The following is a 17,940-nucleotide window of genomic DNA, read 5'->3' as shown; positions in this document are numbered from 1 at the left end:
TAGTATATGTTTTTTGACATTTTTATCTGGATCTAACTCACAAGTCGCGGGATGACAACCGATTTACCGAGCCACGCAACAATGCTTTCCCGCATAGGCGGGAATGACATCGGACTCAAATACCATACGAATTTGCTCCGTAGTAAAATTTATTAGGACATTGGCTAGTTCTTGACATTTTATTTAAATATAATTCTATGAACCTTGGTTCTTTAAAACATATAATATAAGCTATCAAATGCAAAACCGCTGCAATGAATAAAATCATAATACCGTTATTCCAAATAAATACTATCATCGTCATTATCATATTTAATGCAGCAAACTTAATACTTACTCCAAATATCATCGGCGGTCTAGTTAACCCTACAAATAAAAGATCGGATGCTAATGCTCCTGCCATAAAAAACCTCTCTTAATTTATCACTAATAGCGGATTATGCAATAATTCGCTACTTGCATTAATTTAATTTATATCAAACATAGTTGACAATATTGAATTCGGTACTGCGCTATTTACAAAATGTACGTAATCGTTATTATTTTCAAGTGCATTAACTGCTATTTTAATTAATTCTTCTTCGATAAAATTATTACTATCATCTAACATTGATTTCAATAAGTTAATATCTCGTATTTTTATATTATACGGAAATGTCTCGGATACCTGTAATATCTCATATGGCAATATTAAATGTTCTGCACTTAATGCAGAAGCAATTGTTGCTACCGTTAAGTTAACATTTAATAAATGTGTTTTCTCCTGATCATCGTTAGCAAACGGTGCTATTACAGGTATAATATTATTATCTTCAAAATTTAATAAAATTTCCGGATTAATCATAATAGGCTCACTTAAAAAACCAATATTTATAACATCATGATTTACAATTTTTCGGTGAGATAATTTTGATTTTTTTGCTTGCAGTAAATTAGCATCCTTACCTGAAATACCAACTGCATAACAACCTATACTACTTAACTTTGTTACTATAAGCTTGTTAACGTAACTGGATAAAATCTCCATAATCATAGGATTATTTAGAGAACTATAGTCGCTTATTTTACTAATTTGTTGACTAAAATTTTCATCTATTTGTGATATTAAAGATGAACTTCGTAAATCAATATGATCATGTACTATATATATTTTAGCACCGCACATCTCAAGCAATCTAACAGATTCAATAAAAGCCGTAAATAATTTATCGTCAATAATAATAGTAGCAGGTAATTTTAGAACTATTGCTTGATTCTTCAGCTCACTACTACACTTTATTATATTCTTAATTATAGCAATGTTATTTAATGAAGAAATACTATCTACCTCTTTACCTTTGAGGTTTGATGCATTTTGCCAAACTAGCTTTAAGTTCTCTTGCACCTTCTTTACTCCTACTACTTACATACATAACATTACATGAGTAGTGTAAAGTTGCAAGAAAATTCTGTGCTTCATCGGTAAGGTTTTTACGATCCGTAACTTTATCGGACTTTGTAAAAATAATTTGAAAATTTCGTTTATTTTTAAGTAATAGCTCAGCTACTTTTTTATCGTTTTCTTTTATGCCTCTTCTTGAGTCAATCAATAAGTTAACTAACCTTAAATTATGGCTATTTCGTAAATAATAACTAATTAACACCTCCCACTGTTCTTTGACCGATATAGGGACATTAGCAAAACCATAGCCCGGAAGATCAACTATAATAAGTTTATCTGCAAGGTTAAAGAAATTGATTTGCCTAGTACGCCCCGGAGTATTAGAAACTTTAGCAAGATTTTTATTATTACATATCGTGTTTATTAGACTTGATTTGCCAACATTTGATTTACCGACAAAAGCAATTTCCGGTAATGAAAAATTGGGGATTTGATTTATATTCATAGCACCGGCTACAAATTTAGCTTGATGACGAAAAAGCTTGCTGCTATCAGTCGATTTTGTATTATTTATCGCTTTCTCATTATTAGTCATAGTTTTTTAGATTTGATAAATTTGTAGGTGTTGTATAAACTTTCTAAATCATCATTGCGAAAAAAATTAGGTTTTGTTGCATAGCTCAGAAAATAGCCAAAATATCATTCCGAGCTAAAAGCGGGAATCCAGCAAAACATATAAAAAAAGTTTTTTTTTATATGTTTTTTTATCAAATATGTAATTTTGGTATCAATATTAAAGTTATTTTTTTGGATTATCGTTTTCGCGGGAAGGCGTTGTTGCGTGGATCGATTTTCTGATTGTCATCCCGCGACTTGATCGCAGTATCCAGTTTAAAATACTAAAATTATTAGTATTTTAAATTATTTTTATGGACCCCGGGTCAAGCCACGGGGTGACACCCAGCGGATTTTACCGATCCACGCAACAACACTTTCGCGAGAATAACATCGATCTATACAACGAGGCCGATCAAGAAACTATCATAACTTCTTGGAGTTACCGAGTTGTTCAACAACCTAAAAAAATAACTTTACTGAAAATATAAAAATATGGTAGCGGGGGCTGGATTTGAACCAACGACCTTCAGGTTATGAGCCTGACGAGCTACCGAGCTGCTCCACCCCGCAATAATTGAGAATCAATGACTTTGATGCCTGTGTTATATCGTGACTAAATCCACTGCTATACGAACGTTCAGGATGTCATTCCTGCGTAAGAACTAATCGTCATGAGCTAAGCGACTGTAAGGAGCGTGGCAATCAAAAAAAAATTAAAAAATGCTAATCTTTAGCATTTTTTAACTGGATTGCTTCGTCAATTTACTATTGTAAATTTCCTCGCAATGACGAAAAACTGATCCACGCAACAAAGCATAGCTTTCTTATAATGAATCCAAGAAATATAAGCCTAACTAGCTTCTTTCTTACTACCGAAAGAAAGACCTGAGAATCTTTTATTAAAATCACTAACACTTTTGTTCGATTGATTTACTACATTTCCGGAATCTTTATTCCATGCCGGATGCTTTCTAAAATCAACATCCATTAAAATCTCACCTGTAGGATGAGTTGACATTGTTTCAAAAACATCACTTCCTACTTTAATCAAAAGCTTTTTATATTCTGGATGTATACCGCTTTTCATAATGATTTTGCCGTTTTAGTCTGAATTATTTTTTTCTTAATAGCTCTAGCCGTACTAGATAAAACATTATCATCGGCTTTTAGAATATATGCATCAAAACCGCCAGCTTTTTCCACTGAACTAATACATCTAGCATTAACCGATAATCTATATTCTCCAGCTGTTATATCACTTTTAAACTTAACTGACCTTAAATTAGGCTCAAAACGTCTTCTAGTTTTACGCTGAGAATGTGATACATTATTGCCGTATAAAACACCCACACCTGTGAGTTCGCACTTACGAGACATAAGCTAAATACCTTAAAACTTATAAATATACAATAGATGAAAAATATAAAGTAATACTACCCTAGTGTCAAGAGATAATTATGGTCCATTGAGTGAAGAAATAAAGATAGGTACAATGTATTTATACGTGAAATAGGCAAAAGCCAAACCTAAAATAGTACCGATAACTACTATACGGAATTTTGCAGGACTAAAAATTAAAATAACTATTCCAAGAATAATTACTATTTTTATTATATCATCTGCCGTATAAGAACTATTATTTACAGCATAAACATTTAGATTTATACCTAAAAATATTATTACAAATAATAAATTTCTTAACATTTTATACCTCAATAATGCGAATTTAGGATAAATTCTTATCCTAATTAAAATCTATAGGACCGGTAGTTAATCCATTTATAAATTGTTTTAAATAAGGATTATCACTATTACGCATTTCAGCTTTACTGCCGTACCATTTAATTTTTCCTTGATAAATCATAGCTACTTCTTTAGCTATTTTTTCGGCACTAACCATATCGTGAGTTATAGTAATCGTAGTTGCCCCAAGCTCCTCTTGTATTTTTATAATTAATTCGTTGATAACATTTGCCATTATAGGATCAAGCCCTGTGGTCGGTTCATCAAGAAATAAAATCGACGGTGTACTACAAATAGCCCTAGCAAGGGCGACTCTTTTTTGCATTCCTCCCGATAATTCGGAAGGATAAAGATCGAGTATTCCAGGGGATAAACCGACGGATTTAAGCTTTGCACCGGCAAGGTCGTTTTTTTCTTTCTTAGACAATTTTTTAGTCTCGAAAGTAATATTATCACGTACATTTAAGGAGTCAAATAATGCTCCGCCTTGGAATAAAAAGCCTATACCGTCCATAACCTCAAATTTTTGTTTACTTAAGATATCTTGGATTTCTACATTATCAATAAAAATTTTACCTTTATCGGGTTTAATCAGTCCTACTATATTTTTAATTAGAACCGATTTGCCGCTACCGGAGCCGCCTAAAATAACTAATGAACTGCCCTTTTTTACATCCAAATCTATTCCGTCTAACACCTTATGATTAGCAAATGATTTATATAATGACCGAATTTTAATTTTAAATTCTTCTTTTGCACTCATATCTATACTTTAAAAAATAATTCGGTTATTAAATAATTGCTTATTAAGATAAGAATAGAAGAATTTACTACTGCCGAGGTAGTTGCTCTTCCGACTCCCTTAGCCCCTTTACCTGAATAATAGCCGCTATAGCAACTTATTATAGAAATAATAAACCCAAAAACTCCCGCTTTAACAAGACCGGAAATTACGTCAATCGGCTCTAAATACTGAAAAGTACTGGTTAAATAAGCTGCACTATTAAAATCAAGTTTATATACACCTACCAAATAACCACCCATAACACCGATTACATCCCCGATTAAAACAAGACAAGGCATTGTAATAATAGCTGCTATCACTCTTGGGAACACTAAATATTTAATAGGATTGGTAGATAAAGTATATAAAGCATCTACTTGCTCCGTTACTCTCATTGTTGCTATTTCGGCAGCAATCGATGCTCCAACTCTTCCTGCTACCATTAGTCCAGCTAAGACAGGTCCAAGCTCTCTAGTCAGCGATAATACTACTACCGTTGCAATAGAACTTTCAGCTGAGAAACGGGAAAAGCCGGTATAGCTCTGTAATGCAAGTACCGCACCTGAAAAGAAAGTTGTCATAGCAACGACCGGCAAAGAGTAAAACCCGATAAATAATAATTGCCGAATGATTAAACTAAAATATAAAGGTGGTCTTATAATACTGCTAACGGCAGCAAAGCTAAATAGAGAAAAACTGCCTATATTTTGAGCAAACTTTATGGTACGTTTACCGACTGAATTAGCTATATTTAATAACATTTGTGTATATCTTTTTCTATAATTTAAGTGTTTTACTGGATTCCCGCTTGCGCAGGAATGACATATAAGGCTGCTTACACCTTACGAAAACATAACATTTTTAAAAATTATCCGGTATTATAAGCCGGTATACTCGATCAACTTCAAAAAGAAGCAAGGAGACTACAAATACTGCGGTGCTCACGTATTAAGTATACGCTCCGCTCCTCGTCTTGTAGTCTCCTTGCTTCTTTTTGAAGTTGATCGAGTATACTTTCTTCTATATCTATTACCAAGGCTAGTTAATACCTCATACCCGATAGTACCTATAATACTCGCTATTTTATCAGGCGTGCAATGATTTCCGATAATTTCCGCTTCCTGACCTAGAAAAATATCAGAAGGTGGTAGATCGGTAACATCGATATTTATCAAATCCATCGATACTCGCCCTACTATAGGAACGCTGTGACCGTTAATAAACACTTCGCCTTGATTACTAAAATTACGGCTATATCCGTCGGCATAACCAAGCGGTAATGTTGCAATAACACTATCACGCTTAGTGGTAAAAGTCATATTATAACCGATATGGCTATCTAGTGTCAAATTCTGTAAATGAATTATGGGGGCTTTTAAGGTTACGGGATTTTGCATTAAAGGGTTAAGACCGTATAAAGCAGCCCCCGGTCTTACTAAATCAAAATGGTAATCCTGCCCTAAAAATATGCCGCCGGAATTAGCAAGGCTTGCTTTTGTACTTGGGAAATATCGTAAATAAGCTTTAAATTTGTTTAATTGTTCTAGATTATAAGGATTATCTATTTCCTCGGATATAGCTAGATGGCTTATAATATATTGTAAATTTAGCCCTTTTAACAAATCACGATTATTAATTAACTGCTCTATCTCATTAGAGCTTAAGCCGAGACGATTAATCCCCGTATTGAAATGTAAATAACAAGGTAATAATCGGTTTTTCAAATTACCGAATTTTTGCCAAATTGCGATTTGCTTTAAGTTATTTAGAACAGGTATTAAATTATATTCTATAAGCTCTAAAGCATCATGCTCAAAAACACCGTTTAAGACTAAAATATTAACATCTATTCCTAAAGCTTTGCGTACATTAACTCCTTCTTCACTTGAGGCTACAAAAAAATGTCTACAATTTGCTTCTATTAAAGCTTTAGAAATTTGTACTGCTCCAAGACCGTAACCGTCAGCTTTAACGGCAGCACCGACTAACGAGGTTTTGCAAATATCTTGTAATAAAAGGTAATTATTTTTTATTGCAGATAGATTTATTTCTAGAGTACACAAACTCATAGTATATTTCTTAACTCTTTTACGATGATAGGCAACACGGGTATTATATGAAATTTTGTAGATAAGTCACCTACTTCTATAGTATCGGTAACAAAAATATTATCTATCACCGAATTTTCAATTTTATCTTTAGAATCAACAGAAAGCACTGCATGAGTTATAAAAGCATTAACCGATAAAGCCGAATGTTTTTTAAAAACCTTGCTGCTTTACGGATTGTTTCGCCGCTATCTATAATATCATCAATTAATATGCAATTTTTCCCCTGGGCTTTATCTCTTATTTCTATCATCTCACAATTATTATTTATATCCCTTTCTTTGTTTATATAAGCTGAATCTATATTCAGTAAATTACTAATTTTTTGGGTCAATACTTCCTTTGTCGGGTGCAACGACGGTGAAATTGCTATAAGTTTTTAAAAACGGGATATATAAATTTGTAGGTTCGAGATTAGAAACAGGAATATTAAAAAATTTCTCTATTTTATCGGAATGTAAATCAATAGTAATTACATGGTTTACTCCGAGCTTCTCTAAAAAATCGGCTATTAACCTAGCAGGAATCGTAGATTGATTAAAACCTATATTATCTTGCCTTGCATAACCGAAATAAGGCATTATCAATATTATTCGGTTTGCTCCCGCTTTTTTTGCTGCATCTACTAGCAAGAACAGCTCAATTAATCTCGATCGTTAACGGGTTTTGAAGTAGATTGTACTACGATTACATCTTCATTATGAAGCGATTCTTGAATTTCTACTTTTATTTCGGAATCATTGAAATAGGTAATTCTCGGCTCAATATATTTAATATTTAATGCTCTAGCTAAACGAGATGCGAGTAGCTTATTACTACTGCCTACTAGGATTTTCATGTGAGTGGTTTATGTTGTTTAACGTCATTGCGAGGAAAATTACGGAGTAATTGACGAAGCAATCCAGAAAAAAAATGCTATAATTTTTCTGGATTGCCACGCTCCGAGCAAATGCTCGCAATGACGTTTTAGTGATGACACCGAATTTAAGAACGACTTTGTAAATTTTGTATTAATTGATCAAAACCTTCATTCTTTAAAGTATTTGTAAACTCATCTTGTTGAGCTCCAATAAGACTTATGCCTTCTGTAATTATATCAGAAACTTTAAAAATATCTTTCCCGTCTTTTTTCATTTCGCGTACTAAATACTCTACTTTCATAGGGTCTTGTCCTTTATTACTAATAATATTCATAGCAACCATAAAATCAGTAGAATTTAACGCACGTACTCCTACTATTTTAGGTTTTTTGCCTTTATAATCTTTTATTAAATCAGTATAAGCTTTAGTAACATATTTAGAGTAAATTTTTGTAAATTCCCCGATTTGTTCATTAGATAAAGTTTTTACTCCATTACGTCCTAAAGTATATCTAGCCATCCAGTTAAAGTCTAAGTTATTGTACATTAACTCACGAGCTTTAGAAATTTTTGCTTCTTGAGATAACCTGCTATTATTTAGTGTAATTGAAGCTTCATTTACTAAATTAGTGACGTAATCGTTCAAACCGGCAGGCACTTTCTCGTTAGAATAGGCAGAAAACGTTATAACTAATAGAAATAAACCTGTAATAATTTTTTGCATATAATCCTCTTTTAAGTTAATTTTTAGGTTTAGGACATTTAAAATTCTCAGGATATTGAACCGATGCTTCACGAGCACGATGTAATGCCGATCTAATAGCCACGTAAGGGTCGGTAGAATTCTTCATTACATAATCACTAAACGGTAGTACAACATACCGATCGTTTATTTTACTAACTACCAATACTCTGAGGTCAAAATCATTATGAGTGTAATACATTAAGGGATTAAGAGCATAGTTAGTAAATATCGGATCCGTCATATCTCTTGCATTAGTACTACCGATTATCGGTAACACTAAATAAGGACCCGGAGCTACTCCATAATGTGCAAGAGTATTACCAAAGGTCTGACGATCAGACGGCAAACCTACTTTACCTGCCACGTCAAATAAACCGCCTATGCCAAGCGTCGTGTTAATGAGAAACCGCCAAACGCTTTTCATAGTTTTATCGTAATTTAACTGAAGCCCATAATTTACCGCCGTAAGAGGTGTATCAACATTACTGACGAAACTATTAACGCGCGCTTTTACGTAATCATTCGTGATATTCTTATAACCCACCGCTAAAGGGCGTAATATTATATAATCTAACGCAGAATTAAATGCAAACACTTTACGGTTAAATTTTTCGTATGGATCATAAACTTCCAAACAACCGTTTTCATTTCTTCCACCATTATAATTATATATGTCATTATCAACATATTCAAGATCAGCTCTTGCAAATAATGAGCATAGTATCATAGATAGTATCATTAAAATTCTCATTGATTTATGCTGTTTTCTTACAACAAACAATAATACTATATTTATTGTTTTCCGCTAGTATTATTTCTTCCGAAGTTAATATAGTAAAATTATTGTTTTGTAAAATATTATTTATTTCATTTAAGTTAAAAATAAATTCTTTGCGTTTTACTGAAAATTGTGTCTTTGCAGAAGTAGGTAAACAAAGGGCAAAATACCCTTGTTTACTAAGAGATGAGTATATTAAATTAAAATATTCTACTAAATTGTTAGTAAACGATAATCCGCAAAAATTAAAAATAATATCAAATTTATTAGAGTTTTGGCTTAAAAATTTATTGATAGAAATATTATATATATGATCATAAATTTTAGTATTTGGATAATATGTTTCTTGTAAATCATTCATTAAAGTAGAAATTTCTACGCCGGTTAAAGTAAAACTTTCTGGAAAACGTTTTTGTATTTCATAACCTACCAGCCCTATATTACTTCCAAGTTCCAAAATAGAGTAATTATCCGGTAAACCAGATATCTGCTTAAGTGCTTCATTAACAAACCTATACGGAAGATGGATATTTTTATCGTTATTAAAAATAGTAGGATAATATTTTGCAGTTAAATCTCGATATTTCCCCCAAATTTCTTGAGGTATTTCAGTAATATCCTTATAATTTTTCAAAAAATTTATAAATATAGTTTTTTTTTCATTAGATTTTTCTAAATATTCTATAACTTGCCCGTAATTATTTTTTAAAAAATAGACCCATCCAAGTTGATAATATACTTTAGAATCGTTAGGATTAAAAAATTTCTCGACTAGTTTAAACCTAAGCAGTGCATCATTTAAATTACCTCTATATAAATGATCGAGTCCAAGCTGATAATTCGTTTCAGCTAAATGAGAGAATTTATATTTACAATCACTTATATAATTTTTAAATTCTAAAATTTTATTCTTAATAAAATTCGGTATATTTATTATAGTTAAGCAATAATGTTTGATTTTGTCTTTGATTTTACCGAGCATAGTTTAATTACTAAATTAATATTACTTATTATAATAAACATATCTTGATAAATTTTTAAATAAAATAATTTTATTGTGATCAAAATTACTGTATTATTGCTTTTATAAACAAGCCTTGTTACGTAGCTCAGACAAAACTACGTATGTCATTCCCGCGGAGGCGGGAATCCAGAAAAAAGTGAAACAACTATAACTTATTAATTTTAAAATTTTTAATTACTGGATTCCCGCCTCCGCGGGAATGACATCGAACTGTGCAACAACAAATGCCTAATTAATACGGACTCAAAATTATGTCAATTATTTCTACGAGGCTAAATTCTATAAAGCCGTCGCCAACCCTTGCAGTCGTTAAAAAAACTCTTGAGCTTAAAAGGCTAGGTGTTGATATTATTGCCCTCGGTGCCGGTGAGCCTGATTTTGATACGCCTGATAACATTAAGGAAGCAGCGATTAAAGCTATTAAAGACGGCTTTACCAAATATACTAACGTTGAGGGTATGCCGCTTTTAAAGCAAGCAATAAAAGACAAGTTCAAACGTGAAAATAATATAGATTACGAACTTGATGAAATAATAGTTAGTACCGGCGGTAAACAAGTTATATATAATCTGTTTATGGCATCTTTAGATAAAGGGGATGAGGTAATTATTCCCGCTCCTTATTGGGTTTCATATCCTGATATGGTTGCACTTAGCGTAGGAACACCGGTTTTTGTAAATTGCGGAATTGAAAATAATTTTAAATTAAGTGCGGAAGCTTTAGAACATTTAATTACGGATAAAACTAAGTGGCTTATTATTAACTCTCCAAGTAATCCGACAGGTGCGAGTTATAATTTTGAAGAATTAGAAAATATTGCTAAAGTTTTAAGAAAATATCCCCATGTAAACGTAATGTCGGATGATATTTACGAACATATTACTTTTGATGATTTTAAATTTTATACATTAGCTCAAATAGCACCCGATTTAAAAGAACGAATATTTACCGTAAACGGAGTATCTAAAGCTTATTCTATGACGGGATGGCGTATAGGCTACGGCGTGGGTTCAAAAGCTTTAATTAAAGCAATGACTATTATCCAGTCGCAAAGCACCTCAAATCCTTGCTCAATAAGTCAAATGGCTGCTATTGAAGCATTAAACGGTCCTCAAGATTATATAGGGCCTAATGCTTTAAATTTTCAGCAAAAGCGTGACCTTGCTTTATCAATTTTGAAAAGAGTAAAATATTTTGAGTGCTATAAGCCGGAAGGTGCGTTTTACTTATTTGTTAAATGCGATAAAATATTTGGACATAAAACTAAGTCAGAAAAAATTATTACAAATAGTAATGATTTTGCCGAATATTTACTTGAAGAAGCAAAAGTTGCCGTAGTACCCGGTATTGCTTTCGGCTTAGAGGGGTATTTTAGAATTTCTTATGCTACTTCTATGGAAGAGCTAGAAGAAGCTTGCCTTAGAATTGAGAGCGCGATCGATGTCATTCCCGTGAAGGCGGGAATCCAATAAAACCTATAAAAAACAAGTTTTTTATAGGTTTTTTTTGTTAAATATATAATTTTTGTACTAATATTAAGGTTATTTTTTCTGGATTCCCGCCTTCGCGGGAATGACATCGAGCAAAGCCAAACCAACAAAAAAAATAATGCGGAAAGCTTTTAAAAAATTTTTAAAACGTAATAAATGCGTACTTAGTATAATTACTATTTTACTATATTGGTACTTGCGTTTTGTTTACTTTACTTCAAGGCAGAAATTTATATTTTACGATAACGGCAATAAGGAAAAATTCCTAAACGAACAAGGTGTAATCTTTGCATTTTGGCATAATATGCTTGCTTTGAGTCCGGCTATGTTTATAGGACATAGAAATATCTATGCTTTAATATCGCCGCATTTAGACGGAAAAATTTTAAACGATCTAGTAGGAAAATTCGGTTGCAGAGTTATAGTAGGTTCTACTAATAAAAATCCAATTGAAGCTTTACGCAATATTATAGGTAAGCTATCTCAAGGTGCAAATATAATAGTCACACCGGACGGTCCTAAAGGACCGGTATATAAAGTAAATAGCGGAATTACCGAAATTGCTTATAGATATAACAAAAAAGTTATTCCGATAGTAAGTAGTACCTCTAAATGTTTTAGACTAAAAAGTTGGGATAAATTAATAATACCCCTACCGTTTGGTACTATTAAAATCATAGTTGGCTCACCTTTAGAACTCACAAATGATAAAATACAAAACCATATAAACCTTGAAAAACAATTAGCAAGCTTAACAGAGAGCTTAAAGAAATGATGCTATTATATTACGCTTTAAGCTTTATATTATTACCTGTTTATTTTATCATAATTCTTATTCGTTTATTAATAGGTAAAGAAGATATAAAACGTATACAAGAACGTTTTGCTATCGGGAAGCATAGACAAAATAGCTCTTTCTTGGTATGGATTCATGCAGCTAGCGTCGGTGAATCTATGGCGGCTTTAACATTAATACATAATATAAGTAAACGCTACCCTGATGTTCGTTTTCTAGTAACTTCTTGGACAAAAGCTTCCGCTAAAATATTAAGTACTAAGTTACCTAAAATAGCCACTCATCAATTCTTACCGATAGATAATATTATTTTTACTAGAAAATTTTTAAGAACTTGGCAACCTAATTTAGGTATTTTTATAGAATCAGAATTATGGCCGTGTACTATTAATGAGGGAGCTAAACAGTGTAAATTACTACTAGTAAATGCTCGTATTTCCGATAAATCGTTTAAAGCTTGGCAAAAAAGAAAAAGCTTTTTTCAGCTTATCCTCAAAAATTTCAGTAAAATTATCGTACAAAGCGAGCGTGACTTACAAAAATTCAACGAACTTGGAGTATCAGATGCAATTAACCTAGGCAATATTAAATTCGCTAATGAAAAACTTCCGGTCAATCAAGAAGAGTTATCAAAATTAAGCTCATATTTAAACAATAGGCGAGTCGTGGTATTCGCCAGCACTCACGTGGAAGACGAAGAAATTATTTTACCTATAATTAAAAGCTTAAAAGAGCAGTTTTTAGATTGTTATGTTATCTTAATTCCAAGACATCCTGAGCGAGTTAAATCAATTATTGATAACTGTAAGTCACATAATTTATCCGCTACCGCTAAGTCGCAAAATGATTTACCGGTATTAAGCGATGATCTTTATATAGTTGATAGATTCGGTGAAATGGGGCTGTTTTTTTCCGTAGCTACAATTTCTTTTATAGGTGGCTCTTTTAAACAAGGCGGACATAATATTTTAGAAGCGGCATATTTCTCTAATTGTATTATATTCGGTCCCGATATGAGTAAAAACACCGATATCGCTAAAGGCGTACTGCAACATAAAGCCGCTATCCAAATCAAAAACGGTGAGGATTTACTAACTAAACTAAAATATCTACTTAGGTCTAATAATTCTCTAGAACTTAAAATTTATCGTGAAAATGCTTTAAAATTTGTTGAGAACAACCAAAAAGTCCTATATGAATATTTGAAAGTAATTACAAAGTTTCTTTGATAGTTAAGGTTAGTTAATAATAAGTAGAATTTTCAAAATAAAATTTGACTTTTGATTGTAATATGATTAAATAATCCTATTCAATAACTAAGGAGATACTATGGAAGACCCGGATGTCATACGTGCTCGCATAAATGAACAGGCAGCAGAGGAACACGCAAGAAGAGAAAGAGCTAAAAAATACGGAAAATCATCTGATAGTGGAGATGCAGAATTGGTTGGGACATTAATAGTAGTCGGTGGCATAGCGGCATATGAAGGAGCAAAATTTCTAGGAAAAGCTGCTATAGAAGGCGGAAAAATGGCAATAAAAGGAAGTAAAATTGCCGGTAAGACTGCAGCGAATGCTTATAAATTACACAAGGGAGATATCGAAATTGTAGATAGGGATAAGGATGGTAATATTATAGAAAAAGCACCGGAGCCTGCACCTACTGAACCTCAAGAAAATACTACTTTTTCTAAGAGAGAAAAAGTAAAAGAATGGATTGGAAAAGGAGTAAAAAGAAGTAAATCAGCTAGCGAGTTGATAACAAGTGCTTATAAATTAACTACTAGCACCACAGAAATAGGGCATACTGACCCTGCGTATCATATAGAAGCTATATATGATCAATAATCACGACTTATTTTATTAAGCTGAAGATAGCTTGAGAATTTTATGTCATTGCGAGGAAAAATTGTAAGTTTTGACGAAGCAATCCAGTAAAAAATTATAGCATTTTTTATTATTTTTTTCTAGATTGCCACGCTCCTTTTAGTCGCTTAGCTCTTGATCTTGACGGCGACTTGACACAAATGTTAACCCTGTGTAATAGCTGCTACTTCATCGGCAAAGTTTTTTTCTTCGTGTTCTATACCTTCACCAAGTTCATATCTAATAAATTTGGTAACTTTAATTTCTGCACCGAGTTCTTTTTCAGTATTTTTAATTACTTCCGCAACGGTAAGTGTAGGCTCAAACAAGAAACCTTGTTGAAGTAATACAACTTCCGAGCAGAATTTACGTATTCTACCTTCTACCATTTTTTCTATAATATTATCAGGCTTTCCTTCTTCTTTAGATTTCTCAAAGCATACTTTTCTCTCACGCTCCACGAGTGCTTGATCCAAACTTGAATCATCTATACTTTGCGGGTTATTTCCTGCCACATGAATTGCAATTTGCTTAGCTAAAGCTTCTAGTTTCGTTTTATCTTTTGCCTTAGACTCTAGACCTACTAATACGGAAATTTTTCCTAGATTCGGTACAACTTCATTATGTACGTACGAGCCGATTGCTCCTTCGGATATTTCTAATATATCCATACGACGTAATGTTAAATTTTCACCGATTGTAGCGATATTTTCTATAATATCTTCTTCAACTGATTTACCGTTCGGCATTTTAGATGTTTTTAACTTGTCTATAGTTTTTGCAACTACTGCAAGGTTCGCAATATTCTTAACTAAATCCTGGAACTGCTCATTTCTAGCAACAAAATCCGTTTCGGAATTTACTTCAATTACTACTCCGGCGAGTCCTTCAACTTTTGCAGCCGTTAAGCCTTCAGAAGCAATACGTCCGGCTTTCTTTGCAGCAGCAGCTAAACCTTTCTTACGAAGAAAATCTATAGCTTCTTCAAAATTACCACTAGTTTCTATTAATGCCTTTTTGCAGTCCATCATACCTGCACCGGTTTTTTCTCTTAATTCTTTAACCGCTGCAGCACTTATATTTACTTCACTCATATTTACTTAATCTCCATTTAATTATGCATGTTCAGAATTTTTATTTTCATCGGCATCATTTAATGCTTGCTCAAATTCTGTATTTGTCTCTTCATCAATATTTTGCGTTTTAGAGAATTTTTTAGCTTGTTTTAATTTAGAAACATTTTTAGAAGTTAACGCCTTATCTGTATGTTCCTGCATAGCACCCATATCAACTCCTGAAGCTTTCATTGATTCTGCAAGTCCTTGTAATGCCGCATCCGCCAATAAACTACAATAAAGTCTTATTGATCTTATAGAATCATCATTACCCGGAATCGGATAATCCACATTATCAGGATTGGAATTAGTATCGACTACTGCAACTATAGGGACATTAAGCTTCACCGCTTCATTAATTGCGATATGCTCTTTATTAGTGTCAATAACTACTAGAAGATCAGGTTTCGAATTAAGATTTCTAATACCGGCAAGAGATAAAAGTAATTTATCTTTCTTACGGCTCATATCAAGTATCTCTTTCTTAGTATAGCCCATAAGTGCTTCTTCATTTTCTAAGGTTTTTTCTAACTTATTTAGTTTTTCTATTGAACCCGCAATAGTTTTCCAGTTAGTTAGCATACCGCCAAGCCATCTATGATTTACGTAATATTGCCCGCATTTTTCGGCATATTTCGCTATAATATCACTTGCCTGTATTTTAGTACTTACAAATAATATTTTACCGTCTTTTTTTACGGTTTCATATATTGCATTCAAAGCAACGCTCATTAAAGCGGCACTGTGTCTTAAATCGATTATATGAACATCATCACGTTCACCATATATATAAGACGCCATTTTAGGATTCCAGCGTGAGGTCTTGTGACCGAAATGCACGCCCGCATCCAATAATTCTTTAATGTTAACAGATGGTATTTTTGACATTTTTAAATTCTCCTAATTGTTAGTTTATACCTCCGTAAGATGTTCATGCCAATGAACTAACATATATCTTACGTGTGAATTTTTGCTTATTTAGGTCTAGGATGTCATTCCCGCGTAGGCGGGGAATGACATAGATAGACTTCACAATAAAGTCTTAAATCATAAGCCTACAAGTTATATACGCATAATGCGTAATTTACAAGCTTTTATTCTTTTCGCCAGATAGTAGTACCGTCAGGTTTATCTTCTAGAATTATTTGTTGTTCTAATAATTGATTGCGAATTTGATCGGCTAATAACCAATTTTTTTGTTTTTTTGCTTCTAAACGTTTATTTACAAGCTCATTTATATAGAGTTCATTCACACCGCTATTAAACCATTCATGTGGAGTCTTATTCATTAAACCAATAAAATTAGCACAAGTAATAAGGTTAGATGCATTAAACTTTTTTTCCTCTTCAGTTGTAGAAGTAAATACCCCTTTAGCGTAGTCATTAATTATTTTTACGGCAAGCGGCGTATTTATATCATCAAGTAAGCTTTGCATAAAATCATTAGGTATGATGTCTATTTTTTGTAAATTAATATTTTCTATAGCTCTATACCAATAATCTAAAGTTTTTTTAGCATCTTCTATAGCTTTATCATTATAATCAAGGGGACGTCTATAGTGACTACTTAATAAAAATAATCTTATTACTTCTCCTGAAATTTCTTTGTCCATTAAGTCCCTTACGGTAATAAAATTACCGAGGGATTTACTCATTTTTTCACCGTTAACCGTTAAAAAACCGTTATGTACCCAATATTTAGCATAGGTAGAACTTGGGAAAGCACATCTACTTTGTGCAATTTCATTAGTATGATGCGGAAAGATTAAATCTGCTCCGCCACCGTGAATATCAAAATTCTCACCTAAATATTTGTAGCTCATGGCTGAACATTCAATATGCCATCCAGGGCGACCAAGCCCCCAAGGACTTTCAAAATTCATATTTGCGAATTCATTTGGCTTTGCCGGTTTCCATAATACAAAATCCTGTGGATGCTTTTTGGTTTTACTATTTTCTACACGTACTCCCGCAAACATTTCCTCTAAATTTCGGTTAGATAATTCTGTATAATTCGGAGCCGATAAAACATTAAAATATACATGCTTATCAGCAATATATGCATGTTTTTTTGCTATTAAGCGTTCTATTATTTCAATCATTATATCAATATGCTCTGTAGCTTTCGGCTCAATACTCGGTAGCTTGCAACCTAAATATTCCATATTTATATGAAACTCTTGTGTAACTTTATCAGTCAACTCATTAATAGTAATGCCAAGTAGTTCAGCTCTATCGATAATTTTATCGTCAACATCGGTAATGTTACGTACATATTTTACTGCTGCACTTCCGAATATTTTTATAAGTATACGATAAAGTAAATCATATACCGCTACCGATCTACTATTGCCTATATGAGGATTATCGTAAACAGTCGGTCCACATACATACATTTTTACGTTAGCCTGATCTTGAGGACTAAAAAGCTCTTTAGTGCGAGTAAGCGTGTTATATAAATGAAATTGAATTTGCATATTTTATTTACCGAAAACTGAAGTACCATTGCATACGATATATTAATCACACTTTGGCTAAAAAATTTATTAGTTAATGAAAATTAGTAATTAATATTTTACATAAGTTAATAAAATATTATATAATTCGCCTCGTTTATATTTAAAAAAAATAA

The 17,940-nt window shown here is 32.5% G+C and carries 22 protein-coding genes, 1 tRNA gene and 2 pseudogenes; 4 read left to right on the top strand and 21 right to left on the bottom strand.

The window, feature by feature from the left end:
- Positions 1 to 115 precede the first annotated feature (115 nt).
- The 18 genes and pseudogenes from ACIAS7_RS02960 to ACIAS7_RS02875 all read right to left on the bottom strand — a co-directional run bounded on the left by ACIAS7_RS02960 (position 116) and on the right by ACIAS7_RS02875 (position 9,999).
- Positions 116 to 403 carry a type IV secretion system protein VirB3 gene (locus ACIAS7_RS02960; protein ID WP_473199282.1) on the bottom strand — a complete coding sequence of 96 codons (288 nt, stop codon included), beginning with the start codon at positions 401 to 403 and terminating at the stop codon, positions 116 to 118.
- Between the two features lie 63 nt (positions 404 to 466).
- Positions 467 to 1,384 (bottom strand): amino acid kinase family protein, encoded by a 918-nt coding sequence (locus tag ACIAS7_RS02955; protein WP_473199281.1) that lies wholly within the window; start codon positions 1,382 to 1,384, stop codon positions 467 to 469.
- On the bottom strand, positions 1,332 to 1,976 hold the full coding sequence (yihA, locus tag ACIAS7_RS02950) for a ribosome biogenesis GTP-binding protein YihA/YsxC (protein ID WP_473199280.1): 645 nt from the start codon (positions 1,974 to 1,976) through the stop codon (positions 1,332 to 1,334). The genes ACIAS7_RS02955 and yihA overlap by 53 nt, the downstream gene beginning before the upstream one ends.
- A gap of 516 nt (positions 1,977 to 2,492) precedes the next feature.
- Positions 2,493 to 2,569 (bottom strand) — tRNA-Met (locus tag ACIAS7_RS02945).
- A gap of 280 nt (positions 2,570 to 2,849) precedes the next feature.
- A complete protein-coding gene (rpmE, locus tag ACIAS7_RS02940; protein ID WP_473199279.1) occupies positions 2,850 to 3,086 on the bottom strand; it encodes a 50S ribosomal protein L31 in 237 nt (78 codons plus the stop codon).
- Complete coding sequence (gene rpmB, locus ACIAS7_RS02935; RefSeq protein WP_473199278.1) at positions 3,083 to 3,376, bottom strand: 50S ribosomal protein L28; 294 nt, start codon at positions 3,374 to 3,376, stop codon at positions 3,083 to 3,085. Before rpmB ends, rpmE begins: the two co-directional genes overlap by 4 nt.
- 78 nt (positions 3,377 to 3,454) lie before the next feature.
- Positions 3,455 to 3,703, bottom strand: a complete 249-nt coding sequence (locus tag ACIAS7_RS02930; protein WP_473199277.1) for a DUF5510 family protein — start codon at positions 3,701 to 3,703, stop codon at positions 3,455 to 3,457.
- Positions 3,704 to 3,743: 40 nt separating this feature from the next.
- Positions 3,744 to 4,505 (bottom strand): ABC transporter ATP-binding protein, encoded by a 762-nt coding sequence (locus ACIAS7_RS02925; protein ID WP_473199276.1) that lies wholly within the window; start codon positions 4,503 to 4,505, stop codon positions 3,744 to 3,746.
- Positions 4,506 to 4,507: 2 nt separating this feature from the next.
- Positions 4,508 to 5,287, bottom strand: a complete 780-nt coding sequence (locus ACIAS7_RS02920; protein WP_473199275.1) for an MlaE family ABC transporter permease — start codon at positions 5,285 to 5,287, stop codon at positions 4,508 to 4,510.
- A gap of 249 nt (positions 5,288 to 5,536) precedes the next feature.
- Positions 5,537 to 6,595: pseudogene (locus ACIAS7_RS02915) on the bottom strand (alanine racemase); the annotation flags it as partial.
- Entirely contained in the window at positions 6,592 to 6,744 is a 153-nt protein-coding gene (locus ACIAS7_RS02910; RefSeq protein ID WP_473199274.1) for a hypothetical protein, read from the bottom strand. The pseudogene ACIAS7_RS02915 and the gene ACIAS7_RS02910, both read right to left, overlap by 4 nt.
- Before the next feature lie 8 nt (positions 6,745 to 6,752).
- A complete protein-coding gene (locus ACIAS7_RS02905; protein ID WP_473199273.1) occupies positions 6,753 to 6,968 on the bottom strand; it encodes a phosphoribosyltransferase family protein in 216 nt (71 codons plus the stop codon).
- Complete coding sequence (locus ACIAS7_RS02900) at positions 6,952 to 7,266, bottom strand: ribose-phosphate pyrophosphokinase-like domain-containing protein (protein WP_473199272.1); 315 nt, start codon at positions 7,264 to 7,266, stop codon at positions 6,952 to 6,954. Before ACIAS7_RS02900 ends, ACIAS7_RS02905 begins: the two co-directional genes overlap by 17 nt.
- 11 nt (positions 7,267 to 7,277) lie before the next feature.
- Entirely contained in the window at positions 7,278 to 7,472 is a 195-nt protein-coding gene (locus ACIAS7_RS02895; protein ID WP_473199271.1) for a ribose-phosphate pyrophosphokinase-like domain-containing protein, read from the bottom strand.
- A gap of 17 nt (positions 7,473 to 7,489) precedes the next feature.
- Positions 7,490 to 7,613, bottom strand: a pseudogene (locus ACIAS7_RS02890) (lytic transglycosylase domain-containing protein); the annotation flags it as partial.
- Positions 7,614 to 7,618: 5 nt separating this feature from the next.
- Positions 7,619 to 8,218 (bottom strand): MlaC/ttg2D family ABC transporter substrate-binding protein, encoded by a 600-nt coding sequence (locus ACIAS7_RS02885; protein ID WP_473199270.1) that lies wholly within the window; start codon positions 8,216 to 8,218, stop codon positions 7,619 to 7,621.
- 16 nt (positions 8,219 to 8,234) lie between these two features.
- Positions 8,235 to 8,990 (bottom strand): MlaA family lipoprotein, encoded by a 756-nt coding sequence (locus ACIAS7_RS02880; RefSeq protein WP_473199269.1) that lies wholly within the window; start codon positions 8,988 to 8,990, stop codon positions 8,235 to 8,237.
- Positions 8,991 to 8,994: 4 nt separating this feature from the next.
- Positions 8,995 to 9,999: a methyltransferase domain-containing protein gene (locus ACIAS7_RS02875; RefSeq protein WP_473199268.1), complete on the bottom strand. Its 1,005-nt coding sequence runs from the start codon at positions 9,997 to 9,999 to the stop codon at positions 8,995 to 8,997.
- A 293-nt stretch (positions 10,000 to 10,292) separates the two neighbouring features.
- Here ACIAS7_RS02875 and ACIAS7_RS02870 point away from each other — a divergent pair, with 293 nt between their 5' ends.
- From ACIAS7_RS02870 to ACIAS7_RS02855, 4 genes are all read left to right on the top strand, one after another.
- On the top strand, positions 10,293 to 11,513 hold the full coding sequence (locus ACIAS7_RS02870; protein ID WP_473199267.1) for a pyridoxal phosphate-dependent aminotransferase: 1,221 nt from the start codon (positions 10,293 to 10,295) through the stop codon (positions 11,511 to 11,513).
- 136 nt (positions 11,514 to 11,649) lie between these two features.
- Positions 11,650 to 12,306, top strand: coding sequence for a lysophospholipid acyltransferase family protein (locus ACIAS7_RS02865; RefSeq protein WP_473199266.1), 657 nt, complete (start codon positions 11,650 to 11,652; stop codon positions 12,304 to 12,306).
- The gene (gene waaA, locus ACIAS7_RS02860) at positions 12,303 to 13,556 is read left to right on the top strand and encodes a lipid IV(A) 3-deoxy-D-manno-octulosonic acid transferase (RefSeq protein WP_473199265.1); all 1,254 of its coding nucleotides are present in this window, start codon (positions 12,303 to 12,305) and stop codon (positions 13,554 to 13,556) included. The genes ACIAS7_RS02865 and waaA overlap by 4 nt, the downstream gene beginning before the upstream one ends.
- Positions 13,557 to 13,656: 100 nt before the next feature.
- On the top strand, positions 13,657 to 14,175 hold the full coding sequence (locus ACIAS7_RS02855) for a hypothetical protein (RefSeq protein ID WP_473199264.1): 519 nt from the start codon (positions 13,657 to 13,659) through the stop codon (positions 14,173 to 14,175).
- Positions 14,176 to 14,357: 182 nt separating this feature from the next.
- Here ACIAS7_RS02855 and tsf read toward each other — a convergent pair whose 3' ends face one another.
- The 3 genes from tsf to cysS form a co-directional block, all read right to left on the bottom strand.
- On the bottom strand, positions 14,358 to 15,287 hold the full coding sequence (tsf, locus tag ACIAS7_RS02850; RefSeq protein WP_473199263.1) for a translation elongation factor Ts: 930 nt from the start codon (positions 15,285 to 15,287) through the stop codon (positions 14,358 to 14,360).
- 21 nt (positions 15,288 to 15,308) lie between these two features.
- Positions 15,309 to 16,196 (bottom strand): 30S ribosomal protein S2, encoded by an 888-nt coding sequence (rpsB, locus tag ACIAS7_RS02845; protein WP_473199262.1) that lies wholly within the window; start codon positions 16,194 to 16,196, stop codon positions 15,309 to 15,311.
- A 206-nt stretch (positions 16,197 to 16,402) separates the two neighbouring features.
- Positions 16,403 to 17,785 (bottom strand): cysteine--tRNA ligase, encoded by a 1,383-nt coding sequence (gene cysS / locus ACIAS7_RS02840; protein ID WP_473199261.1) that lies wholly within the window; start codon positions 17,783 to 17,785, stop codon positions 16,403 to 16,405.
- Positions 17,786 to 17,940 lie beyond the last annotated feature (155 nt).

This window comes from Rickettsia sp. 109562A South Dakota (assembly GCF_055791265.1).
Note: the sequence above shows the minus strand (reverse complement) of the source record. Positions and strands in the feature narration are given on the sequence as shown.